Below are 22,912 nucleotides of genomic sequence, written 5' to 3' on the forward strand. Positions count from 1 at the left end.
CCTCTGCTTCCTTAAGTATCAGGGGCCCGGGATACCTAGTACCGACCGGTCCGAATGGCGTCGATCAAAGGGCGGCGAGGCCGCTGGTCAGCGCTGCACGAGCGCGTTGCGGGTCTCGTTGAGGCGGCGCAGGACGGTGCCGTCGTACAGGTCGGAACCGACCCGCACGCTCACCCCACCGAGCACCTCCGGGTCGACCGTCTGCTTGACGGAAACCTCTCGACCGTACATCGCGGAGAGGCGGGCACCGAGCCGTCGCTCGTCGGACTCACTCAACGGAGCCGCCACGGTCACGTACGCGACCTGACGGTCCCGCCGGTCGGCGGCCAGCTCGACCAGCCGGGTGAGCGCCCCGGTGAAGGAGCGTCCCCCGAACCCGCCGAGGGCCACCTCGACGAGGCGGACGGTGACCGGCCGGGCCTTGCCGGCGAGCAGTTCCCGGGCCAGTGCGGCCCGCTGCCCGGCCGGGGCGATCGGGTCGGCCAGCGCCGCGGAGAGCGCGGACTGGCCGGCGACCACCTGGCCGAAGCGGAACAGCTCGTCCTCGACCTCACCGAGGTCGCCCGCGGCGTCGGCACTGGCCAGCAGCGCCTCCACCCCGAGCCGCTCGGTGCCGTCGAGCAGCTCCGACGGCGTCGACCAGCGCCCGGCGACCAGTCCGGACAGCAGGTCGAGCGCGTCCGCGCCGATCTTGCCGGTCAGGATGCCGGTGAGCAGCGCCGCACGGTCGTCGCCGCTGCGGGCCGGGTCGGACAGCGCCCGGCGCAGCCGCGGCTCGCCCCGCAACAGGGCGGCGACGGAGAGGATGTCGTCGGCGGCGGTCGCCACCACCGACGGCTCCGCCCCGCGGACGTACGCGTCGAGGCGCTCGGCCGCGACCGCGTACGACTCCCGGCTGGCGGCCTGCATCAGCGGGCCCCCGTGCTCTCGAGGTTGCTCAGGAACCGGTCGACGGTGCCCTTGCGGCGCGCCTCGTCGGCCAGCGACTCACCGACGATCTTGCTGGCCAGGTCCACCGCGATGGTGCCGACCTCGGCCCGCAGCTCACGCACGATGGTGGCCCGCTCGGCGGCGAGCTGCTCCTTGCCGGCCGCGATGATCCGGTCGGACTCCTCCCGCGCCTTGCCGAGGATGTCCTGCCGGATGCCCTCCGCGTCGGCCCGGGCGTCGTCCCGGATCTTGGCAGCGTCGGTACGCGCCTCGGCGAGCTGCGCGCGGTACTGCTCGAGGAGCTGGTTGGCCTCGGCCTGGGCGGCCTCGGCGCGCTTGATCCCGCCCTCGATCGCGTCGACCCGGGCCTGGAACGTCTGCTCCATGCGGGGGAAGACGAACTTCATCAGCACGAAGCAGAGCACGGCGAAGGCGACGCTGCCGACCACGATCTCCTGCCAGAGCGGAATGATCGGGTTGTGCGTCGACTCACCACCCTCAGCGGCGAGGAAGTACATGGATGACCTCCTGGTCTGCGGGGACTGGGTCAGCCGGCCCAGATGAAGCCGAAGGCGATGCCCAGCAGCGCGAGCGCCTCGATGACGGCGAAGCCGATCCAGACGTACGGCAGGGTCATCCGGGACGACTCCGGCTGGCGGGCCGTCGACTGGATGTAGGCGGCGAAGACCAGGCCGACGCCGATGCCCGGGCCGATGGCGGCGAGGCCGTAGCCGATGGCGGCGGTGCTGCCGGTGACCTCGGCGAGAACGCTAGCGTCCATGGGTGTGGTTCCTCCTGGGTATCTCGCGTGACTCTCACGCGGGACGACAACGGGTTGATGCGGTGGACCAGTGCTCGCTGGCGAGCCCCCGCCCGGTTGGATCAGTGCTCGTCGGCGAGCGCGCCCTGCACGTAGCTTGCGGTGAGGACGGTGAAGACGTAGGCCTGCAGGCAGATGACCAGGAATTCGAGGAAGGTGAGCGCGATGGTCATCACCCAGGACAACACCGAGACCGGCGCGAGCCAGGCGTTGGCGCTGAGCATCGCGAAGCCGCCGAGGGTGAAGACCAGCAGCAGCATGTGCCCGGCGAACATGTTGGCGAACAGACGCACGGCCAGCGAGAACGGCCGCACGAGGAAGGTCGAGAAGAACTCGATCGGGATCAGCAGCGGCAGGATGTACCAGGGCGCCGGCGGGATCAGGGAGTTCTTGAAGTACTTCACGAAGCCGTGGTGCCGGATGCCGACGTAGTTGAACATCAGGTAGCTGATCACGGCGAGGATCGCCGGGAAGGCGATGTGCGAGTTCGGCGAGATCTGGAAGAACGGCACGATCGCGAAGAAGTTGGTCAGCAGCACGAAGCAGAACAGCGTGGTGAAGTACGGCGCGAACCGCACCCCCCGGTGCCCGATCATGTCGACCGCGATGTTGTTCCGCACGAAGCCGTAGATCGACTCGGCGAGCCACTGCTTCTTGGTCGGGACCAGCTGCGGCTTCCGGTAGGTCGCCAGGAAGAAGATGATCAGGATGCCGACGGCGACCCACACCATCGCCGTGATCTTGGTGAACCAGTACGAGTCGTGCGCACCCCAGGGCAGGATGCTGGGCAGGTAGAAGTCCTCCACGCTGGGTGGGAATGCCGCCTGGCCCGCTGCCAGGACGTTCGCCTGTCCGAACACCGCGTCCCTTCCTAAGTAGGCGTGCCGAGCCGGCGGACGACCAGGATGATCCCCCCGGCCATGCCGAGCACGACACCGATCCCGGTGGCGATGCCGCCGGAGTCGAGCCACTGGTCGACCAGCCAGCCGATGAAACCCCAGACGAGCATGCCCCCGATGAGGTACGAGAGCGCGGTCCAACCCTGACCGGCGCCGGTCGGAACGTCGTCCGGGCCACCGGTGGGTCGGGGGTTTTGGTCACCAGCCATGACGGGGCGAACGATATCAGCCGGGGAGACGAGGCTGTGCCTCACCCCCCGCACAACCGTCGTTGTGTGGGCATCGGGCGGGCTCCATCGTCTGGGGGCACGCTACTCCCCTTCCGCAAGGGAGAGAACGACCGCACGCGGACAGTCGCCCGCCCGCCCACCATGTGGGACAGTCAGGAGCCGGGTCGACGGGAATACACCCTGGTCAGCCACCAGATGTGCACTCCGGTCCAGACCACCACGCCGGCGGCGATGCCGACACAGAGTGGAACCAGGCCACCCCAGCCGGTCGATGCCACCGCCACCATGACCACCCCCAGCAGGGTGAACTTGGCGATGTAGAGGCCCAGCCCGAGCGGCAGCACCAGCTGCGGGTTGACCGCGTCGGCCCTGGCCAGCACCACCGTGGTCAGGCTGTAGCTGACCACGGTCACCGCCACCCCGGCCGCCGCGCCGAGGGCCGCCACGCCGCCCCCGGTCACCGCACCGACCAGCGCGGCGGCCACCCCCAGCACCGCCGAGGCGGCCAGCAGCACCGGCAGGTGACGCAGGCGCCATCCCTGGTCGTCGGCCACCGCCGACCCGCGCGCCCCGGGCTCAGCCACGCGGGTTGTCCGGGCCGTCGCCGTGCGGCGCGGCCACGACGGGCCGCCCCCGCTCCGGCCCCCACCAGGTGCGCTTCACGTTCTCCACAGCGAAAGAGTGTACGGAGCCGCACACTGGTGTCCGTGAGATGCCTCGTCACCGGCGCGACCGGATACATCGGCGGCCGGCTCGCGCCCCGCCTGCTGGCCGAGGGACACCAGGTGCGCTGCCTGGCCCGCAAGGCCGGTCGGCTGCGCGACGTGCCCTGGGCGGCGCAGGCCGAGATCGCCGAGGGGGACCTGCGCCGGCCGGAGACGCTCCCGGCCGCCTTCGCCGACGTCGACGTCGCGTACTACCTGGTGCACTCGCTCGGGCGGGCCGACTTCGAGGCGGCCGACCGGGAGGCCGCCACCAACTTCGCCGAGGCCGCCGCCGCGGCCGGCGTACGCCGGATCGTCTACCTGGGCGGGCCGGAGCCGGCGGCCGGCGGCTCGACCTCGCCACACCTGCGCTCCCGGGCCGAGGTGGCCCGAATCCTGCTCGCCGGAGAGGTGCCCACGGTGGTGCTGCGGGCCGCCGTGATCATCGGTTCCGGGTCGGCCTCGTTCGAGATGCTGCGCTACCTCACCGAGCGGCTGCCCGCCATGGTCACCCCCCGCTGGGTCCGCAACCGGATCCAGCCGATCGCCGTCCGGGACGTGCTGCGCTACCTGGTCGGCTGCGCCGGCCTGCCGCCGGAGGTGGACCGGGCCTTCGACATCGCCGGCCCGGACGTGCTCACCTTCCGGGAGATGATGCAGCGCTACGCGCGGGTCGCCGGGCTGCGCCGCCGGATCATCGTGCCGGTCCGTCCGCTGACCCCGGCGCTGTCCTCGCACTGGGTGGGACTGATCACCCCGGTGCCGAACGCCATCGCCCGCCCGCTGGTGGAGAGCCTGATCCACGAGGCGGTCGCGCACGAGCACGACATCGCCAGGTGGCTGCCCGATCCGCCGGGCGGGCTGACCGGCTTCGACGACGCCGTGGCGCTGGCCCTGACCAAGGTGCGCGACGCCCAGGTGGAGACCCGCTGGTCCAACGCGAGCGGCCCGGACGCCCCCGCCGAACCCCTGCCGTCGGACCCGGACTGGTCCGGCGGGACCGCCTACACCGACGTGCGGGAGCAGGAGGTGGCCGCCCCGCCGGCCGCGCTCTGGCGGGTCATCGAGGGCGTCGGCGGCGAGCACGGCTGGTACTCGTTCCCGCTCGCCTGGTCGGTACGCGGCTGGCTGGACCGGCTGGTCGGCGGGGTGGGGCTGCGCCGGGGCCGGCGCGATCCGCACCGCCTCCAGGTCGGCGAGGCGCTGGACTTCTGGCGGGTGGAGGAGATCGTCCCCGGGGAGCTGCTGCGGCTGCGCGCCGAGATGCGGCTACCCGGCCGGGCCTGGCTGGAGCTGCGCGCCGAGCCGGCCGGCGACGGCCGCAGCCGGTACGTGCAACGCGCCGTCTTCCTCCCCCGGGGCCTACCCGGCCACCTCTACTGGCTCTCGGTCGCCCCGTTCCACACGATCATCTTCGGCGGCATGGCCCGCAACATCGCCCGACACACCCCCACCCCCTAACCCCCCGACTTCCGTCGATCATGGAGTTGCGGTGGACGGATCAGACTGTTTCGACCCGTTCTGCGAGCACCACAACTCCATGATCGACGGGGCGGGAGGCGGGGGCGGGGGGTCAGTTGCCGTCGCGGGGGGTGGGGGCGAGCCGGTAGGTGACCGACTCGCCGGGCGGGACGAAGTCGCGGACCGGGCTGTCGGCCAGGGCGGCGGCGAGGATGCGGCCCACCGCGTCGACCATCCGGGACTGGACGGCGGCCCCGACCGCGTCCCGTGGGTCGTCGGGGTTGGCGGCGATCTGGGCAACCGCGAGCTGCGGGGTGAACGCCACCACCGACTCGGTCTCGTTCCGTTCCGAACTGCCGGTCTTGCCGGCCACCGGACGACCCAGCCCCGGGCGGAGCTGCTCGGCCGTGCCGCCGTCGCAGCGGCGGTACATCGACTGGTCGCCGACCGGGCAGCGGGCCGCGTCGGCGGCGGCCCGGGCCACCTCGGTGTCGATCACCTGCCGGCAGTCGGGCCGGCCGGCGGCCACCTCCTTCCCGGCGCTGTCGGTGATCGACACGACCGGCAGCGGCGCGCACCAGGTCCCCTCGGCGGCCACCGTGGCGTACGCGTTGGCCAGGTCGAGCGGGGTGGTGGAGGAGACTCCGAGGGTGAACGCCCCCCAGTCGCGCGCCCCGGACCGGGCCAGCTCGGCGTCGTCGGGGGCGCGGAACCGGATGCCCAGCCGCTCGGCCATCTCGACCACCCGGTCCGCGCCGACCCTCTCGGTGAGCCAGGCGAAGTAGGTGTTCACCGAGCGGCCGAACGCGGTCCACATGGTGCGGTAGCCGTCCATCCACTCGGGGGTGGCGTTGACCGGGCACCACCGGCCGCCGCAGCTCGACCGGGGGTCGTCGGTCGGGAACCGGGTCACGATCCGGCTCGGCGCGACGAAGGCGGTCTCCAGCGGTAGCCCGGACTCCAGGGCGGCCAGCAGGGTGAACAGCTTGAACGTCGAGCCTGCCTGGTAGCCCTCGATGCCGTTGCCACCGGCGACGAGCTGGTTGACCGTGTTCGGGTAGTTCCGCTGCCCGGCCGGGTTGGGGGCGACACTGTAGTGGCGGTTCACCGCCAGGGCCAGCACCCGCCCGGTGCCGGGCTGGACCACCGCCACCGGCGCCGCCCGGGGGTCGTCCACGTCGTAGATGCCGGTCGCCTGGCGTACGGCGGCCCGCTGCACCGCCGGGTCGAGTGAGGCGACGATCCGGAAGCCGCCCCGACGCAGGGTGTCCTGCCGTTCGGCGGCGGTCGCGCCGAAGGCGGGCTGGTCGCTCCACCACTGGGTGAACCAGTCGCAGAAGAAGCCCCAGTCGTTGCGCTGCTCGGGCACGGCGGTGCAGTCGTTCGGCGTCCGGCTGGGCCGCAGATCGAGCGGTTCCTCGCGGGCCTGCGCCGCGTCGACCGGCCCGATCTGGGCCAGCGCCACCATCCGGTCCAGCACGTACGAGCGCCGGGTCAGCGCCGCGTCGGCGTCGCCGTTGATCGGGTCGTCGGTGTCCGGGGAGCGGACCAGCCCGGCCAGCAGCGACGCCTGGGCCAGGCTCAGCCGGGCCGGGGTGGTGGAGAAGTAGCGCTTGGCCGCGGCGGCGATCCCGTACGCCCCGGCGCCGAAGTAGGCGATGTTCAGGTAGCGGGTGAGGATCTCGTCCTTGGTCAGCTCGCGCTCCAGCGCCAGGGCGTACCGCATCTCCTGGAGTTTGCGGGCGGTGCTGATCTCGGTGGCCTTCCTGCGCTGTTCCTTGGTCAGCCGGGGGTCGTTGCTGAGCACGTTGCGGACGTACTGCATGGTCAGCGTGGACGCGCCCTGCCGGGCCTGGCCGTCGCGCTGGTTGACGGTGAACGCCCGGACCACGCCCCGCAGGTCGACGCCCCGGTGCTGGTAGAACCGGGCGTCCTCGGCGGCCACGATGGCCTGGCGCATCACCGGGGCCACCTTGGCCAGCGGCACGTCCACCCGGTCCTCGGTGTAGAAGGACGTGATCAGGGTGACGCCGTCGGCGGCGTAGAGGGTGGACCGCTGGGCGGTGGGTGGGGTGCGCAGGGTGTTGGGCAGTTCGGCGTAGGACGAGGCGATGCCGCCGAAGCCGAGGCCGAACACCAGGGCGAGCGGCAGGGCCGCCGCGGCCAGCACCAGACCGGCGAGGACGCCGGCGAGCAGCACGGTGAACGCCTTGTGGAGGGCCCGGATCATCAGTACTCCCCGCAGGAGTCGTCAGGACCCGTTCAGCATGACCCGCAAAACCGCCCGAACTCTCATCTTTCCCCGAAACCGGAGGAACTTCGCGGGACGGACACGGCGCGCGGGACGGGACACGCCGCGCCGGTCACCCGGACGGGGCGTCCCTCAGCCGGCGACGGTCACGGCAGCAGCGCCGAGGTGAGCGGGTGCACCGTCTCCTCGATCTCGTCGGCCACCCGGCTGAAGCACTGGTCGCCCCGGCCCCACGGGTCGTCCAGGTCGTCGGAGTGCAGCGCGCCCGCCCCCTGCCGGGCCGCGTCGACCGCCGCCACCAGGGCCACCCCGCGGGCGTACACGGCGTCCGGGGTGGCGTCGGCCGGCGGCAGGGCGGCGGTGTCCAGCGCGCCGAGCAGCCTGCCGAACTCGCCCAGCACGAAGGTGCGCGACGCCGCGTCCGGGCGCAGCGCCACCACGTACTCCTGCTGGTCGGCGGTGGCGGTGAGGACCAGGTCGGCGGCGTCGATCAGGTCGGAGCGCAGCTTGCGGGCGGCGAAACCCTCGACGTCACCACCGCGACCCAGCACCTGCCGGGCGGCCGGCGGGTTCATCTCCTCCCCCGCGTGCCACCCGCCGGTGCCGGCGCTGTGGCTGTGCAGCAGCGCGTCCGCGTCGGCCGGGTCGACGCCGAGCCGCTCCAGCCGCTCGCGCACGGCGAGCACCAGCAGCCGTTCGGCCATCGGGGACCGGCAGATGTTGCCCATGCAGACGTGCAGGACGGTGAACGGCGGCACTCAGGCTCCCCGCTCGTCGAGGAGGTCCGGCGCGACGTCGCGGAGCTGGTCGAGGGTGATCGCGCCGGCCCGCAGCAGCCGGGGCGTCTCCCCGGTCAGGTCGACGATGGTGCTCGGCACCGGGTCGGGGCAGGCCCCGGCCTCCAGGTAGACCCGCACCGAGTAGCTGAGCTGGTCGCGGGCCTCCTCAGCGGTCAACGCCGGCGACTGGCCCACCTTGTTGGCCGCGGCCACCGCCATCGGACCGGTCTCCCGCAGCACCTCCAGCGCCACCGGGTGCAGCGGCATCCGGACCGCCACCGTGCCGTCGGCGTCGCCGCCCAGGTCCCAGGCGAGGCTCGGCGAGTGCTCCACCACGATGGTCAACGCACCGGGCCAGAACGCCTCGACCAGGTCACGGGCCGCGCGGGGCAGCGAGAAGACCAGGCCGTCGAGGGTGTGCCGGGAGCCGATCAGCACCGGCGGCGCCGCCTGGCTGCCGCCCCGGGCGTCGGAGAGGGCCTTGACCGCGTACGGGGTGAACGCGTCCGCGCCGATCCCGTAGACCGTGTCGGTGGGGAGAACGACCAGCTCGCCGTTCTTGACCGCCTCGATCGCCGCGGCGATGCCGCGGTCCCGGTCGGCGGGTGACCGACAGTCGTAGAGCATCACGAGGAGCCAGTCTGCCACGCCGACGCCCGGACGGCGTGCGGGCCGTCCGACCGGCGGGACGCGGTGGCGAACCGGGGCCGGCCGGCCAGGTCCCGGTGCGCCCGCACCGCCGTGTACCGGCCGTCGGCGGCCAGCAGCGCCGGCACCGCCCCGCCGTGCGTGTCGTCGTGCTCCACGCCCAGCTCGCCGTCGGGTCGCAGCAGCTCGGCCGCCCGGCGCAGCACCGGCCGCAGCACCGCCAGCCCGTCCGCCCCGCCGAACACCGCCTCGTCGGGGTCGTGCCCGGCCACCTCCGGCGGGACCGGCACCGACCGTGGCACGTACGGCGGGTTGCACAGCAGCACGTCCACCGCGCCGGCCAGGTCGGCCAGCAGCCCCGGGTCGGTGACGTCGGCGGCCACCACCTCGACCGGCCGGTCCCCGGCGGCGGCCCGCTCGGCGGCGTTGCGACGCAGCCACGTCAACGCGGCCGGGGACCGTTCCACCGCCACCACCCGGGCCGCCGGCACCTCCTGCGCCACCGCGAGCGCGATCGCCCCGGAGCCGCTGCACAGGTCGACCACCACCGGGTCCGGCCGGGTCAGCGCCCGCTCGACGCCCCAGCCGGCCAGCAGCTCCGTCTCCGGGCGGGGCACGAAGACCCCCGGGCCGACCGCCAACTCCAGGTGCCGGAAGCCGGCCCGGCCGGTCAGGTGCTGCAACGGCTCCCGGTCGGCCCGCCTGGCCACCAGCGCGTCGTACCGGGCCCGTTCGGCGGGGCTGAAGCCGTCGGTCAGGGCGAGCCGGCCCCGGGGCACGTCGAGCACGTACGCGGCGAGCTGCTCCGCCTCGGACCGGGCCGAGGCCACCCCCGCGGCGGCGAGGGTACGGGCGGCGCGGGCCACCACGGGCGAGGTCCGCTCGTGTTCTGTCCCTTCGGACGGGTGGCGTGGGAGTGAGGTCACGCCATAATCATGGGGCGTCGTCGGTCCCGCCACGAGTGGGTGCGGCCGGGCGCACACCGACGGGAGGTTCGCCAGGTGGGGTGGCTCGACCGGGTCGATGACCAGGTTGACGCCCTCACGCATGCCCGCAGCCTCCAGGAGTCGAGCCGCTCGGCCGAGGCGGTGGGCGTCCTCGACCGGGTGCTGCGTACCACCGCCGACCCGTACACCCGGGCGGACGCGCTGGTGCAGCGGCTCTGCGCGTTGATCAACCTGGGCCGGACTGCCGAGTTCACCAGGGCCATCGAGGAGGCCTCCGGGGCGGTGCGCGACCTCCCCGAGCCCTACCTGCACGGGCACCTCAACGCGCTGGCCGCGCTCGCCGCGCACCACCAGGGCGCGCTGGACCGTTGCGTCACCCACCTGGTCCGGGCGGCGCGGGCGCTGGGTGCGGCGGAGGACCGGGACCGGGACACCGCCTGGGGCTGGCACGACCTGGCGATGGCCTACTCCTACCTCAGCTTCCACGGCTACGCGCTCGGCGCGATCGAGCGGGCCCGCCAGCACGGCGCCGCCGCCGGCATCCCCGAGGAGACCTTCGCCGCCCCCGGCATCCGGCTGCGGAACGCCGTCGCGCTGGACCACAACGGCGACAGCGACGGCTGCCTGCGGGTGCTCCGCGACATCGCGGCCGACCTGGCCCGGTTCGTCGACGACGGGCGGGCCGACCGGCTGCGGCCGAGCAGCCTCGCCGCGTACGGCTACGCGGCGGTCCGTCGGGCGGCGCTCGGCGACGCGACCCCGGTCGGCCCGGAGCCGGCCCGGCTGCTCGACCACGGTGGGGACAGCGCCCGCGCCCGGGACATGCGCCAGCTCGGCCACGTCTGTCTCGCGGTCGCCGACGGCCGTCCGATCGAGGCGATCACCCGCCTGGACTCGGCCCGGGTGTCGGCCGAGACGCTCGGCGCGGCGGAACTGTCCCGGCTGCGCAGCATCGCCTTCTCCCGGGCCGGTGACCACGCCGCCGCGCACCGCGCCGACCGGATGGCGTTCCGGCTGGCCGCCCAGCGCAACGACCGGCTGCGTGACGTCTACATCGACGGCATCGCGGCCCGCATCGACCACGAGGAGATGCGCCGGGAGGCCGCCCGCTTCGAGGGTGAGGCGCTGACCGACCCGTTGACCGGGCTGCCCAACCGGCGACGGCTGGAGCGCTACATCGGCTCGGTGGTGTCCCGGGGCGAGCGGGTGGTGATCGGGGTCTGCGACCTCGACGGTTTCAAGGCGGTCAACACCCACCACGGCCACCACTCCGGCGACCTGGTGCTGCAACGCATCGCCGGGGTGATCAACCGGGTGATGCGGCGGGGCGACTTCGTGGCCCGCTACGGCGGCGACGAGTTCGTGGTGGTGCTCTCCGGCGCCGGCATGACCGAGGCGGCCGAGGTGGCCCGCCGGATCGACGCGGCGGTGCGCACCGAGGACTGGGAGTCGCTGGTGCCCGGCACCCCGGTCGGGGTGAGCATCGGTTTCGCCGAGGTCGCCGGCACCGGTACCGCGCTGCGCGACGCCCTCGGTCTCGCGTTCGAGATCGCCGACCGGGAGATGCTGCGCGCCAAGGCCCGCTCCCGCGCCTCCTGAGACACCCCCCAGGGGCCCACCGGCCCGTCAGCCGCACGCCGGCGGGCCGCCGGGCCCGACCCCCGGTCGGGTCAGCGGCGGGTCAGCTCGGTGTCGCCGGCGAGGCGGGCGGCGCGGTCCGCCTCGGCGAGGGCGTCCAGCACACCGTCCAGCTCCCCGGCGAGCGCCAGGTCGAGGTTGTACGCGGTGTAGCCGATCCGGTGGTCGGTGATCCGGTTCTGCGGGAAGTTGTAGGTGCGGATGCGCTCCGAGCGGTCCACGGTGCGCACCTGCGCCTTGCGGGCGTCCGAGGCGGCGGCGTCGGCCTGTTCCTGGGCGACCGCCAGCAGCCTGGCCCGCAGGATGCGCATCGCCTGCTCCCGGTTCTGCAACTGGGACTTCTCGTTCTGGCAGGAGACCACCACCCCGGTGGGCAGGTGGGTGATGCGCACCGCCGAGTCGGTGGTGTTCACCGACTGGCCGCCCGGCCCCGACGAGCGGAACACGTCGATCCGCAGCTCGTTCGGGTCGATGGTGACGTCGACGTCCTCGGCCTCGGGCAGCACCAGGACACCGGCCGCGCTGGTGTGGATGCGGCCCTGCGACTCGGTGACCGGGACCCGCTGCACGCGGTGCACCCCGCCCTCCCACTTCAACCGGGACCAGACGCCGTTGCCGCCGTCCGGGACCCCCTTGGTCTTGATGGCCAGCGAGACGTCCTTGACCCCGCCGAGGTCGGAGTCCTGCGCGTCGATCACCTCGGTCAGCCAGCCGTGCCGCTCGGCGTACCTGGTGTACATCCGCAGCAGGTCCCCGGCGAACAGCGCGGACTCCTCGCCGCCCTCGCCGGCCTTGATCTCGATGATCACGTCCTTGGCGTCGTGCGGGTCGCGGGGGATCAGCAGCTCGGCCAGCCGCTCCTCCAGCGCCGGCAGGGTCGCCGCGATCGCGTCCGCCTCCTCGCCGAACGCCGGGTCCTCGGCGGCCAGTTCCCGGGCCGCGACCAGGTCGGCGCGGGCCTGCTCCAGCTCACCTGCGGCCTTGTGCAGCCCGACCAGCTCGGCGTAGCGGCGACCGACCCGGCGGGCGGTGTTCTGGTCGGCGTGGATGGCCGGGTCGGCCAGCCGCTTCTCCAGCTCGGCGTACTCGTCGAGGAGGGCGGCCAGGCGCTCGCTGCTCATGTGGGGAATGCTCCTTCGACGGGTCCGGCGACGGTGGAACGGGACACGGAGGTCACCGAGGGGCGCAACGGACGACGCCCGCGTCCGGCGCGGGGCCGGACACGGGCGTCGTTCGGTGGAGCTACTTGGCCTTCTTCGCCTGGACCTTGGCGTACTTCTGCTGGAACTTGGCGACCCGGCCCGCGGTGTCGAGGACGCGCTGCTTGCCGGTGTAGAACGGGTGGCAGGCGCTGCAGGTCTCGACGCTGATCGAGCCGCCCTTGGCGGTGCTGCGGGTCGTGAAGGAGTTGCCGCAGGAGCACTTGACCTCGGTCGTCGTGTACTCCGGGTGGATGTTGGGCTTCATGTCGCCTCGGTCCTTTCGTCAGGTGGTCGCCGGGTCGCCGCTGAACCCCCGCCGCCTGGTGCGCGACGGACTCGGGCGTGAACCGGAACCGGTGGCCGATTGACCAGTGTGCCATGGGCGTGAGCCGACCCGACGGGCGGGCCGCACGATCGGTCCGCCAGTGGTAACGACCCGCCCGCCACCCGCATTCCCGCCGCCACGGCCCCGCATTCCTGGCCCGGCCGCCGGACCGGGTGGGCTCCTCCCCCAGGTTCAGAAGCCCACCCGACCAAGCCGCCGGGTGGCGGACGCCTCCCCAGGTTTCCTCCGCCGCCCGTCGGTGGCCGGACCCCGACCGCTCGGCCGGGACCCGCTCGCCCCCAGTCAACCCGGCCACGCACAGAATTTTCAAGAGCTGCCAGGCCCGTCGAAAGAAAAGTCCACAACCGCAATTCCCGGGTACGACGAAGGGCACGGCCGCTGCGGCCGTGCCCTTCGTGGCGGTCTCACCCGGAGCGGGTCACTCCCCCGGTGTCGACTTGGCGATCTGCATCAGGAACTCGATGTTGGTGCGGGACTGCTTGAGCCGGTCGAGCAGCAGGTCCAGCGCCGCCTGCGAGTCCAGCGAGTGCAGCACCTTGCGGAGCTTGTGGATGATGGCCAGCTCCTCCGGCGCGAGCAGGATCTCCTCCTTGCGGGTGCCCGAGGCGCTGACGTCCACGGCCGGGAAGGTGCGCTTGTCGGCGATCTTCCGGTCGAGCTTCAGCTCCGCGTTGCCGGTGCCCTTGAACTCCTCGAAGATGACCGTGTCGGCCATCGAGCCGGTCTCTACCAGCGCGGTGGCGAGGATGGTCAGCGAGCCACCGTTCTCGATGTTGCGGGCCGCACCCAGGAACCGCTTCGGCGGGTAGAGCGCCGTCGAGTCGATACCACCGGACATGATCCGGCCGGAGGCCGGCGCCGCCAGGTTGTACGACCGGCCGAGCCGGGTCACCGAGTCGAGCAGCACGACCACGTCGTGCCCCAGCTCGACCAGGCGCTTGGCCCGCTCGATCGCCAACTCGGCGACCGTGGTGTGGTCCTGCGGCGGACGGTCGAACGTGGCCGCGATGACCTCGCCCTTCACCGACCGCTGCATGTCGGTGACCTCTTCGGGCCGCTCGTCGACCAGCACCACCATCAGGTGGCACTCCGGGTTGTTGTGCGTGATCGCGTTCGCGATCGCCTGGAGCACCATGGTCTTACCGGCCTTGGGCGGCGACACGATCAGTGCCCGCTGCCCCTTGCCCAACGGCATCACCAGGTCGATCACCCGGGTGGTCAGGATGTGCGGCTCGGTCTCCAGCCGCAACCGCTCCTGCGGGTACAGCGGGGTGAGCTTGTAGAACTCGGGACGACGACGGGCCTCGTCCGGCTCCATGCCGTTGATGGTGTCCAGCCGTACCAGCGGGTTGTACTTGTCCCGCCGCTGGTCGCCACCGCCGCTGTCCCGGGCGGCCCGGACCGCGCCGGTGATCGCGTCGCCCCGGCGCAGGCCGTACTTCTTGATCTGCGACATGGAGACGTAGACGTCGTTCGGGCCGGCCAGGTAGCCGGTGGTCCGTACGAAGGCGTAGTTGTCGAGCACGTCGATGATGCCGGCCACCGGGACCAGGACCTCGTCCTCGCCGACCTGCGGCTCCCGGCCACCGCCGGTGTCGTTGCCGCCCTCGGCCCGGTCGCCCCGGCCCCGCCGACGGTCCCGGAACCGGCTGCGCCGGCCCCGCCGGCCGCCGCCCTCGTCGTCGTCGGAATCGTCCCGGTTGTCGCGGTTGTCGCGCTGACCGCGGTCGGCACCCCGGTCGTTGCGCTCGCCCCGGTCGTTGCGCTCGCCCCGGTCACCACGGTCGGTCCGCTCGTTGCCGCCGCGCTCGGCCCGCTCGCCGCCGGCCCGCTCGCCACGGTCGCCGCCGGACCGCTCGGCCCGGTCGTTACCGGCCCGCTCGCCACGGTCGTTACCGGTACGACCGGCACGGTCGTTGTCCGTCCGCTCGGCCCGGTCGGTGCCGGACCGCTCGCCACGGTCGTTACCGGCCCGCTCGGCCCGGTCGGTGCCGGACCGCTCGGCCCGGTCCCGACCGCTGCGCCCCTCGGCCCGCTCGGGACGCTCGCCGGCCTCGACCGGTGCCTCCTCGGTGCGGGTCTCGGCGGGTCGGGTCTCGACGGCCCGTGCCTCGGCGGCCGGCCGCGACTCGGCGGTGCTGGCCCGGCTGCGCCGGGTCCGGGTCCGGGTCTCGGGCTCGGTGGTGGCGGCAGGGGTGGCCGGCACCGGCTCGGCGGCCCGCTCCGGGGTCACCTCGGCGCGCACCTCCTCCCGGACGGGAGCGGCCGCAGCCGCCACCTCGGCCCGTGGTCGAGGGGTGCCGGTCGCGGCGCCGCCCTGCTGCCGCTCGGAGATCGCGCTGATCAGCTCGCCCTTGCGCATGCGGGCGGTCCCGGAGATGCCGAGCGACGCGGCCAGGCTCTGCAGCTCCGGCAGCAGCATCGCCGACAGACCGGTACCGCTGCGCCGACGGCGGGCGGGGGCGGCGGTGGTGGCATCGCCAGCGACGTTGGAAACATCCGACGTCACGTCGGTGGTGTCGCTCAATGGATTCCTTCCCTCGATAGGCCGGGACTGCCCGGGATCGACAAGCAAGGTGGCCGGGCGGCCTCGGTGCACCCGCCTCGCATGACGCGTCGCGGGAGTCTGTGGCACAGCAGCCGGGCGGTTTCCCAACTCACCAACGTCGGTGAGCAGGTCTCGCCGTCTGCGGCGACCTGCGGAAACTGCGGTGCGGCGTGGGCCTTGGCAGGGGTGACGGGCTGACCGCCGAGAGCTTCGGGGTGCGCCGACCCGCAGAGAGATCGCGTGCTTCGCGGCTGTGCTGAGTCTAGAGCGTAATCAACTCTTCCGACCTGCGGCAACAGGGTCCCGCTCGGCGTGTCCAAGTCTACCCTGTGCGAGCGTCGCTCCGCGCGCCTCTACCGGCAACCGCCAGACTTCCCATTCTGTTCCCGGGTCGAACCCGTCGGGCGGCGCGGTGAACGCCAGCACCGTCGGGCCCGCCCCACTGACCACGGCCGCCACACCTGCCGCACGCAACTCGCTGACCAGGGCTGCGGTCGATGGCATCCCCGCCGCGCGGTAGTCCTGGTGCAGCCGGTCGACCGTCGCCGGCAGCAGCAGCTCCGGCGCGGCGGTCAACGCGTGCACCAGCAACGCCGACCGGCCCGCGTTCAGCGCCGCGTCCCCGTGCGGCACCGTCGCCGGCAACGCCGCCCGCGCGGTGGCCGTCAGCCCCCGCTCGGCCGGCACGAAGACGGTGGGCGAGACCCCGGCCGCGACCGGCAGCGAAACCGCCCGGCCACCTGTCGGCTCCGTCCAGGCGACGGTGAACCCGCCGAGCAGGCACGGCGCGACATTGTCCGGATGCCCCTCGATCCCGGCGGCCAGCCGCAGCACCGCGGCGTCGTCGAGCCGCTGCGCGCCGTCGACGACCAGCCCCCGGGCCAGCAGCACCCCGGCCACGATCGCCGCCGAGGAGGAACCCAGGCCCCGGGCCTGCGGAATCCGGTTCACGCACTCCAGGGCCAGCCCCGGCGGCTGCGCGCCGAGCAGGTCGAAGGCGGCCCGCATCGCCACGACCACCAGGTGCCGGTCGTCCGGCGGCAGGTCGCCGGCGCCCTCGCCGGTCACCGCCACCCGGACGCCGTCCGGGGTCACCTCGGCGGCCACGTCGTCGTGCAGGGCGAGGGCGAGCCCGAGGGCGTCGAACCCGGGGCCCAGGTTGGCGCTGGTGGCGGGCACCCGCACCCGCACCGGCCCGGAGGTGAAAGTCGTCGGCACAGGATCATGCTAGGGCCCGGGACCGTCGGCGTACCCCCTCGCCCGGACGGTGGAACTGGATCAGCTCGGTTAGCCTGACGCCGATCCATCGACCGGTCGGGAGGCGACGTGGCAATGCTCGGTTACCGGCTCACCCAGGTGCTGGGGCACCTGCCCATCCTGCTGACCCTGCTCACCGTCCTGGTGCTCGGTGCCACCGCCGGCCGCCGGCTGCCCGGCCGGTCCCGCTCGTTCCTGCTCGCCGGGGCCGTCGTCCTGCTCCTGCTGGAACTGCTCACCACCGCCTGGGTCGCGGCCCTGCCGGACCTGATCCGCTCCGGCGGGATCCGCCAGTACCAGACCATGAGCTTCGCCGTCAGCATCGTCGGCTGGATCGGCTACCCGGTCGGCCTGGGCCTCGTCGTCGCCGCCGTCTTCGTCGGACGCCGCGCCGCGTCCCCGTCCCCCGTGCCCGGTCAGCCGTGGGGCACCTGGACGCCGCCGGCCGGTGGTGTCCAGGCCGGATACCCCGGCGGCCCGCCGCCCGGCTACCCCGCCGGTCAGGCCACGGAGCACCCGGGTCGGGGCGCCTGGGGCGGGAGCGACCACCCGCCGGCCGCCCCGCCGCAGGCCGACCCCCCGCCGGCCGCCCCGCCGCAGGCCGACCGCGCCGACTGAGGCGACCGCGCCGACTGGGCCGCCCCGCCCGCCGTCGTCAGCGGGCGGTCAGCGGGTCGCCTCCGGTGGCCGGGTCGGTGAGCGAGAGCCGGCGGGTGGCGATCCGCCAGCCCACCGCGTACACGACCGTGACCAGGCCGCAGCCGGCCAGCACCACCCGCTCGTCGACCAGGTCGACCACACCGGCCACCACCAGCTGACTGACCGAGATCGCCAGGGTCGCCAGCATCATGTCGGTGGCGAACACCCGGCCGCGCAGCCGGTCGGGTACCTCGCCCTGCAGGGCGAAGTTCGACAGCACCCAGTTGCTGCCGCCGCCGAAGTGCGCCACGAAGACCAGCAGCAGCACCAGCGGGAACCAGCTCGCCACCGCCGCGCCCAGGTAGGCCAGCCCGTACAGCGACATCGACAGGGCCAGGCCGGGCAGCAGCCAGGCCCGGTTGGTCAGCACCCGGCTCATCAGGATCGGCCCCACCAGCGCCCCCGCCCCCCGCGCCGCGAACAGCAGACCGGTGCCGACCGGCCCCGCCCCGTAGACGGCGGCCAGCAGGGGGAAGACGGTCAGCACGCCGTTGCCCAGCCCCACCGCCGACTTCACCGTCACCAGCGCCAGCACCCGGGGTCGGTGCCGGATGTGGCCCAGCGCCTCGCGGATCGCCGTCCAGGTGCGCGGCGTCGACCGGTCCGCCTCCCGGGCCGCCTGCAACGGCCGGCGGATCAGCGCCGCCAGGCCCGCCGCCGCCACCAGGCCGACCACCCCCACCCAGAAGCAGGCGTACGGCCCGACGGCCGCGGTTAGCACGCCACCGAGGGACGCCCCGACCACGGTCATCGTCCCCCAGGCGGAGCCGGCGACGGCGTTGCCGACGGCCAGGTCGGCCGGATCGAGCACGTTGGGCAGGGCGGCCTGCGCGGCCGGCGAGTAGAACGCCTTCCCGACCGCCACCGCCGTGATCGCCACCATGGCCAGCCAGGCCGTCCCGGCGTCGCGGACACCGAGCAGCAGCAGCACGCCGAGCAGCGTCACGCCGTTCGCGGCCATCATGACCTTCCGGCGGTCGAACCGGTCGGCGATGGTCCCGGTGTACGGCAGCAGCAGCGCCAGCACCCCGGTGTCCAGCGCCAGCACCAGGGCGCCCCACACCCCGCTGCCGGTCAGCTCCGGCAGCAGCACCAGCAGCGGCACCATGACGAACCAGTCGGCGCCGAAGACCACCAGTTCGGCGAGGAAGAGATTGCGGAAGTCCCGGTTACGGACGAGAACGGAGAGCGGAGAGGACACGTGCCCGGACCCTACCCCCCGGTTCGGGAGCCGGTCGGGTGGGCCAGCAGCTCGGAGACCGTGACGAAGGTGTAGCCCCGGTCCCGCAGGCCGGTGATCATCGCGGCCAGCCCGCGCAGCGCCACCTGACGGTTCTCCGGGCCCGCGTCGTGGGCGAGCAGGATGGTGCCCGGCACCACGTCGGACACGATCCGCCGGGCGTGCCCCGCCGGGTCGTCCGGGTACTCCCCCTCCACCATCTGCAACGACCAGAGCACGACCCGGTAGTCGAGACGTACGGCGGCGTGCAGCACCCCGCCGCCCAGGTGCCCGTACGGGGGGCGGAGCAGCCGGGGTGGCGTCCCGGTGACCTCGGCGATGGCCTCGTGCGACCGGCGCAGGTCGTCGTGCACGGCTGCGGCGGCCGACCGCGCCAGGTCCCGGTGCCGCCAACTGTGGTTGCCCACCTCGTGCCGGGCCAACCGCCCCCGGATCAACCCGGCGTGCCGGCGCACCCGCTCCCCGACCAGGAAGAAGGTCGCCGGCACCGCGTGCCTGTCCAGAGTGTCCAGGACGGTCGGCGTCCACCGCGGCAGCGGGCCGTCGTCGAAGGTCAACGCCACCAGCGGTCGCGTGGTCGGGACGTGCCACACCACCTGGAGCCCGCCCGAGCCGACGTCCTGCCGCCGGTTACCGACGGTGGCGCTGGCCGGGCCGCCGGACACCGGCAGGTGCCGGTCGGCCAGCCAGGCGCCCTGGGACATGCCGGCGGCCCCCAACGCGACACCCCCGGCCAGCAGCGCCCCACCACCGAGCACCCGCCGCCGGTCCCACCGCCTGCCGCCCGGTTCGGCCGGCTCCGCCCGATCGCCGCCCATCACCCAGGGTGGATCGACGATGACCGACGGTAGAGGACCACGGGGTGACCGTACCCGGTGTCCGGCCCGCTGTCCCGGGTGCGACGCGACGCGCCCCCGGCCCGGTGACCCCGGACCGGGGGCGCGTCGTGGCGCGACGGCGGCCTGCCCCGACCCGGTCGCGGCGGGTCGGGGGTGGCCGCTGCGTACGCGACCGGGAGGGCCTACTCGCTCGGTGGCAGCGGCGACCGGCGGCTCTTGGGCAGCCGCAGCACCTCGAACTGGTCGGTGCCGTCCACCAGCGCGGCCGACGGGGCCGGCCGGGCCGGTGGTTCGTCCGACGCCTCGGCCGCCGGGGCACCCACCGTCACGGGCACCTCGGCGTCCGGCTCGGCGGGCGTCGCGGTGGTCCCGTCCCCGTCGGAGGTCCGCCCCCGCCGGCCGGCCCGCCGCTCGCGCAGCGACTCCTTGGTGCGTTCCACCATCGTGTAGAGGGTCGGCACCAGGACCAGGGTGAGCAGGGTCGAGCTGAGCAGGCCACCGATCACCACCACCGCCAGCGGCTGGGAGATGAAGCCGCCCTCGCCGGTCAGCCCGAAGGCCATCGGCAGCAGCGCGAAGATCGTCGCCACCGCCGTCATCAGGATCGGCCGGAGCCGACGCCGGCCGCCCTCGACCACCGCCTCGGTGATGCCCATCCCCTGCGCCCGGTACTGGTTGATCAGATCCAGCAGCACGATCGCGTTGGTCACCACGATGCCGACCAGCATGAGCACGCCGATCAGCGCCGGCACACCCAGCGGGGTCCCGGTGACCAGCAGCAGGCCGATCGCGCCGGTCGCCGCGAACGGGATGGAGATCAGCAGGATCAGCGCCTGGGTGATGCTCCGGAACGTCGCCACCATGATCAGGAAGACGATCGCGATCGCCGCCAGCACGGCCAGGCCCAGATCGCCGAAGGCGTCCTCCTGCTGGGCGCTCGCGCCACCCACGGCGATCGTCGCCCCCGGCACGTCCACGTCGTCCAGCCGCTTCTTCAGCTCGGTCGTGGTCGCGCCGAGGTTGGAGCCGGTGGCCGTGCCGGTCACCGAGACGCTGCGCTCACCGTCGATCCGGGTGATCTGCTGCGGCCCCTCGCCCCGGGTGACGTCGGCGATGTCGTCCAGCTTCACCGGGCCCACCGGCAGCGCCCGCAACTGCTCCTCGGTCAGCGGCGGGGCCGCCGTCGTCCGCAGCACCACGTCCTGCTGCCCGCCGTCGAGGGTGACCCGACCCAGCGGGCTGCCCCGGTACGCCTGCGACACCAACTGCCCGACCGCCGCCTCGCTGAGGCCCACCCGGGCCGCGGCCAACCGGTCGACGGTCACGTCGACCCGGGGCACCCGGTCGGCCAGGCTGGTGGCGACGTCCTCGACGCCGGGGGTGCCGGCCATCGCGGCCCGGACCTGGTCGGCGGCCCGGTTCAGGGTGTCGGTGTCGGCGGCCTGGACGACCACCTCCAACTGGCTGCCCGAGGTGCCGCCCTGCCCGTTGTCGAAGCTCAACTCGCCGGCGTTGGCACCGAGCCGGTCGAACTCCCGGCGCAGGACCTCCTTCATCTCCTTGGCGTCGGTGTCGCCACCGAGCGCCACCGACCAGCGGGCGGTGTTGTTGCCGCCGCCGGCCAGCCACGGCTGGTCGTTGCCGCCCGCGCTCACCTGGTAGGTCTCGACCCCGTCGGTACGCGCCAGCACCCCCTCGACCAGGCGGGCGGCCTCGTCGGTGGCGGCCAGCCCGGACCCGGCCGGCAGCTTCTGGCTGATGCTCAGGGTGTCCTGGCCGGAGTCGTCGAGGAAGTTGGTCTCCAGCTTCTGGGCCAGCCCGAAGGTGCCGAACAGCAGCAGGATGCCCACCGCCACGGTGATCCACCGGGTCCCGCGGGTCCGGGTGGCGAACCCGATCGCCGGCAGGTACGCCCGCTGCAACGGGCTGCGCAGCTCCTTGGCCTCGGCGGCCCGACGCACCGCCTCGTCCGCCCCGTCACGCGGCGGCTTGAGGAACCAGTACGCCAGCACCGGGATCACCGTCAGCGACACCAGCAACGAGGCGAGCAGGGCCACCGTCACGGTGATCGCGAACGGCGCGAAGAGCTGCCCGACGAACCCGCCCACCAGCGCGATCGGCGCGAACACCGCGACCGTGGTGAGCGTCGACGCGGTCACCGCCCCGGCCACCTCGCGGACGGCGGTGACGATCGCGTCCCGCTTGGGTTCGCCATACTCCAGGTGGCGTTTGATGTTCTCCAACACCACGATCGAGTCGTCCACCACCCGCCCGACCGCGATGGTGAGCGCACCCAGGGTGAGCAGGTTGAGCGAGTAGTCGCCGGCCCAGAGGGCGAGCAGCGCCACCACCACCGACAGCGGAATGGACACGGCGGTGACCAGGGTGGACCGGACCGACAGCAGGAACACCAGGATCACCACGACCGCCATCAGCAGACCGAGCAGCCCCTCGGTGGTCAGGCTCTCGATCGACTTCTCCACGAACGGGGCCTGGTCGAACACGATGGTCAGCTCGGCGCCCGAGGCGGACCGCAGGTCGTCCAGCCGGTCCCGGATGTCGTGCGAGATCCGTACGGCGTTGCCGTCCTGCGCGGCCGTGATCTGGACCCCGATGCTCTCCTTGCCGTTGGTGCGGGTGATGGCGGTGGCCGGGGCGAGCTGCTGCTCGACGGTCGCCACGTCGCCGAGCCGGACCGGGGCGGCCTTCGGCGCGGTCGGGGTGAGGGCGATGCCACGCAGCTGGTCGAGGGTGGTGACCGGGGCACCCACCTGCACCGGCAGCGCGGTGGTGCCGTCGACGACCGCGCCGGCCGGGACGGCGACGCCGTTGGACTTCAGCGCGGTGGCGATCGCGGTCGGGCTCAGCTTGGCGGCGGCGAACTTCGCCGGGTCCGGCACGATCGTCACGACCTGCTCGCGGGTGCCGGTGACGGCGACCGTGCGGACCCCGTCGATCCCCTCCAGCTCGGGGACCACCGTGTCGCGCAGCTTGGCGGCGAGGGCCTGCTCGTCACCGCCGCCGGTGGCGGCCAGCACCACGGCCGGCAGGTCGTCGGTGCTGCCGGTGATGACCTGCGGGTCCACGTCGTCGGGCAGTTGCGCGTCGACCCGGCTCAGCGCGGTCTGCATCTTGTTGGCCACGTCGTCGACGTCGGTGCCGAAGACGAACTCCACGGCGATCGTCGCCGACCCCTCCCGCGAGGTGGAGGTGACCTTCTCCAGCCCGGGGATGCTCTGGAGGCTGTTCTCGATCGGCTCGGTCACCTGCGCCTCGACGATCTCCGGCGAGGCACCCGGGTAGACCGCGACGACGAACGCGCCGGGGAACTCCAGCGAGGGCAGCAACTGCTGCTTGAGCGAGGGGACGGTGAACGCCCCGAACGCCGCGGTCACCACCGCGATCAGGGCGACGAGCCCCCGGTTGGCGAGGCTGGATCTGGCGAGCAGCGACATCGGCGTGGCTCACTCCTGG

At 73.5% G+C, this 22,912-nt stretch carries 20 protein-coding genes; 3 read left to right on the forward strand and 17 right to left on the reverse strand.

Translation table 11 applies throughout. The annotated features are described in order from the left end of the window. Positions 1-87: 87 nt before the first annotated feature. From ACN261_RS03170 to ACN261_RS03195, 6 genes are all read right to left on the reverse strand, one after another. Entirely contained in the window at positions 88-909 is an 822-nt protein-coding gene (locus ACN261_RS03170; protein ID WP_421483875.1) for a F0F1 ATP synthase subunit delta, read from the reverse strand. Continuing rightward, positions 909-1,448, reverse strand: coding sequence for a F0F1 ATP synthase subunit B (locus ACN261_RS03175; RefSeq protein WP_088642785.1), 540 nt, complete (start codon positions 1,446-1,448; stop codon positions 909-911). The genes ACN261_RS03170 and ACN261_RS03175 overlap by 1 nt, the downstream gene beginning before the upstream one ends. A gap of 29 nt (positions 1,449-1,477) precedes the next feature. After that, on the reverse strand, positions 1,478-1,711 hold the full coding sequence (locus ACN261_RS03180) for an ATP synthase subunit C (RefSeq protein ID WP_067312849.1): 234 nt from the start codon (positions 1,709-1,711) through the stop codon (positions 1,478-1,480). Between the two features lie 101 nt (positions 1,712-1,812). Continuing rightward, on the reverse strand, positions 1,813-2,610 hold the full coding sequence (gene atpB / locus ACN261_RS03185; protein ID WP_145921458.1) for a F0F1 ATP synthase subunit A: 798 nt from the start codon (positions 2,608-2,610) through the stop codon (positions 1,813-1,815). Between the two features lie 11 nt (positions 2,611-2,621). Further along, complete coding sequence (locus ACN261_RS03190) at positions 2,622-2,858, reverse strand: AtpZ/AtpI family protein (RefSeq protein ID WP_088642787.1); 237 nt, start codon at positions 2,856-2,858, stop codon at positions 2,622-2,624. Between the two features lie 173 nt (positions 2,859-3,031). Beyond that, positions 3,032-3,463, reverse strand: a complete 432-nt coding sequence (locus ACN261_RS03195; RefSeq protein ID WP_421483876.1) for a hypothetical protein — start codon at positions 3,461-3,463, stop codon at positions 3,032-3,034. Between the two features lie 123 nt (positions 3,464-3,586). Between ACN261_RS03195 and ACN261_RS03200 the strand changes: the two genes are divergently transcribed. Continuing rightward, positions 3,587-5,044, forward strand: coding sequence for an SDR family oxidoreductase (locus ACN261_RS03200; RefSeq protein WP_421483877.1), 1,458 nt, complete (start codon positions 3,587-3,589; stop codon positions 5,042-5,044). Between the two features lie 112 nt (positions 5,045-5,156). Here the strand turns inward: ACN261_RS03200 and ACN261_RS03205 are convergent, their stop codons facing one another. From ACN261_RS03205 to prmC, 4 genes are all read right to left on the reverse strand, one after another. Beyond that, entirely contained in the window at positions 5,157-7,274 is a 2,118-nt protein-coding gene (locus ACN261_RS03205; protein WP_421483878.1) for a transglycosylase domain-containing protein, read from the reverse strand. A 167-nt stretch (positions 7,275-7,441) separates the two neighbouring features. Beyond that, complete coding sequence (locus ACN261_RS03210; protein WP_421483879.1) at positions 7,442-8,053, reverse strand: phosphotyrosine protein phosphatase; 612 nt, start codon at positions 8,051-8,053, stop codon at positions 7,442-7,444. Next, on the reverse strand, positions 8,054-8,701 hold the full coding sequence (locus tag ACN261_RS03215; protein WP_421486910.1) for an L-threonylcarbamoyladenylate synthase: 648 nt from the start codon (positions 8,699-8,701) through the stop codon (positions 8,054-8,056). It lies immediately after the preceding gene. Continuing rightward, positions 8,701-9,648, reverse strand: a complete 948-nt coding sequence (gene prmC / locus ACN261_RS03220) for a peptide chain release factor N(5)-glutamine methyltransferase (RefSeq protein ID WP_425848321.1) — start codon at positions 9,646-9,648, stop codon at positions 8,701-8,703. The genes ACN261_RS03215 and prmC overlap by 1 nt, the downstream gene beginning before the upstream one ends. A gap of 75 nt (positions 9,649-9,723) precedes the next feature. Here prmC and ACN261_RS03225 point away from each other — a divergent pair, with 75 nt between their 5' ends. Further along, positions 9,724-11,268 (forward strand): GGDEF domain-containing protein, encoded by a 1,545-nt coding sequence (locus ACN261_RS03225; RefSeq protein ID WP_204926922.1) that lies wholly within the window; start codon positions 9,724-9,726, stop codon positions 11,266-11,268. 71 nt (positions 11,269-11,339) lie between these two features. On the opposite strand, the gene prfA is transcribed toward ACN261_RS03225, so the two are convergent. The 4 genes from prfA to thrB form a co-directional block, all read right to left on the reverse strand. After that, positions 11,340-12,428: a peptide chain release factor 1 gene (prfA, locus tag ACN261_RS03230; protein ID WP_421483881.1), complete on the reverse strand. Its 1,089-nt coding sequence runs from the start codon at positions 12,426-12,428 to the stop codon at positions 11,340-11,342. Between the two features lie 121 nt (positions 12,429-12,549). Beyond that, entirely contained in the window at positions 12,550-12,774 is a 225-nt protein-coding gene (gene rpmE, locus ACN261_RS03235) for a 50S ribosomal protein L31 (RefSeq protein ID WP_088642795.1), read from the reverse strand. Between the two features lie 499 nt (positions 12,775-13,273). Continuing rightward, positions 13,274-15,382 (reverse strand): transcription termination factor Rho, encoded by a 2,109-nt coding sequence (rho, locus tag ACN261_RS03240; RefSeq protein WP_421483882.1) that lies wholly within the window; start codon positions 15,380-15,382, stop codon positions 13,274-13,276. A gap of 294 nt (positions 15,383-15,676) precedes the next feature. Beyond that, complete coding sequence (gene thrB / locus ACN261_RS03245) at positions 15,677-16,621, reverse strand: homoserine kinase (RefSeq protein ID WP_421483883.1); 945 nt, start codon at positions 16,619-16,621, stop codon at positions 15,677-15,679. 108 nt (positions 16,622-16,729) lie between these two features. Between thrB and ACN261_RS03250 the strand changes: the two genes are divergently transcribed. Next, a complete protein-coding gene (locus ACN261_RS03250; RefSeq protein WP_425848325.1) occupies positions 16,730-17,278 on the forward strand; it encodes a hypothetical protein in 549 nt (182 codons plus the stop codon). Between the two features lie 37 nt (positions 17,279-17,315). On the opposite strand, the gene ACN261_RS03255 is transcribed toward ACN261_RS03250, so the two are convergent. From ACN261_RS03255 to ACN261_RS03265, 3 genes are all read right to left on the reverse strand, one after another. Next, positions 17,316-18,560: an MFS transporter gene (locus tag ACN261_RS03255; protein WP_421483885.1), complete on the reverse strand. Its 1,245-nt coding sequence runs from the start codon at positions 18,558-18,560 to the stop codon at positions 17,316-17,318. Positions 18,561-18,571: 11 nt separating this feature from the next. Beyond that, positions 18,572-19,417, reverse strand: coding sequence for a polysaccharide deacetylase family protein (locus tag ACN261_RS03260; protein ID WP_425848328.1), 846 nt, complete (start codon positions 19,415-19,417; stop codon positions 18,572-18,574). A 203-nt stretch (positions 19,418-19,620) separates the two neighbouring features. Beyond that, positions 19,621-22,893 (reverse strand): efflux RND transporter permease subunit, encoded by a 3,273-nt coding sequence (locus tag ACN261_RS03265; protein ID WP_425848331.1) that lies wholly within the window; start codon positions 22,891-22,893, stop codon positions 19,621-19,623. Positions 22,894-22,912 lie beyond the last annotated feature (19 nt).

It is taken from the genome of Micromonospora sp. WMMD723 (assembly GCF_049863385.1).
GTDB lineage: Bacteria > Actinomycetota > Actinomycetes > Mycobacteriales > Micromonosporaceae > Micromonospora > Micromonospora wenchangensis.

Excerpts from the sequence above, each read along its gene's own strand:
- rpmE (WP_088642795.1), bottom strand. The coding sequence starts at position 12,774 with ATGAAGCCCAACATCCACCCGGAGTACACGACGACCGAGGTCAAGTGC.
- prfA (WP_421483881.1), bottom strand. The coding sequence starts at position 12,428 with ATGAGCAGCGAGCGCCTGGCCGCCCTCCTCGACGAGTACGCCGAGCTG.
- ACN261_RS03260 (WP_425848328.1), bottom strand. The coding sequence starts at position 19,417 with ATGGGCGGCGATCGGGCGGAGCCGGCCGAACCGGGCGGCAGGCGGTGG.
- ACN261_RS03190 (WP_088642787.1), bottom strand. The coding sequence starts at position 2,858 with ATGGCTGGTGACCAAAACCCCCGACCCACCGGTGGCCCGGACGACGTT.
- ACN261_RS03180 (WP_067312849.1), bottom strand. The coding sequence starts at position 1,711 with ATGGACGCTAGCGTTCTCGCCGAGGTCACCGGCAGCACCGCCGCCATC.
- ACN261_RS03205 (WP_421483878.1), bottom strand. The coding sequence starts at position 7,274 with ATGATCCGGGCCCTCCACAAGGCGTTCACCGTGCTGCTCGCCGGCGTC.
- ACN261_RS03215 (WP_421486910.1), bottom strand. The coding sequence starts at position 8,701 with ATGCTCTACGACTGTCGGTCACCCGCCGACCGGGACCGCGGCATCGCC.
- ACN261_RS03170 (WP_421483875.1), bottom strand. The coding sequence starts at position 909 with ATGCAGGCCGCCAGCCGGGAGTCGTACGCGGTCGCGGCCGAGCGCCTC.
- ACN261_RS03175 (WP_088642785.1), bottom strand. The coding sequence starts at position 1,448 with ATGTACTTCCTCGCCGCTGAGGGTGGTGAGTCGACGCACAACCCGATC.
- ACN261_RS03265 (WP_425848331.1), bottom strand. The coding sequence starts at position 22,893 with ATGTCGCTGCTCGCCAGATCCAGCCTCGCCAACCGGGGGCTCGTCGCC.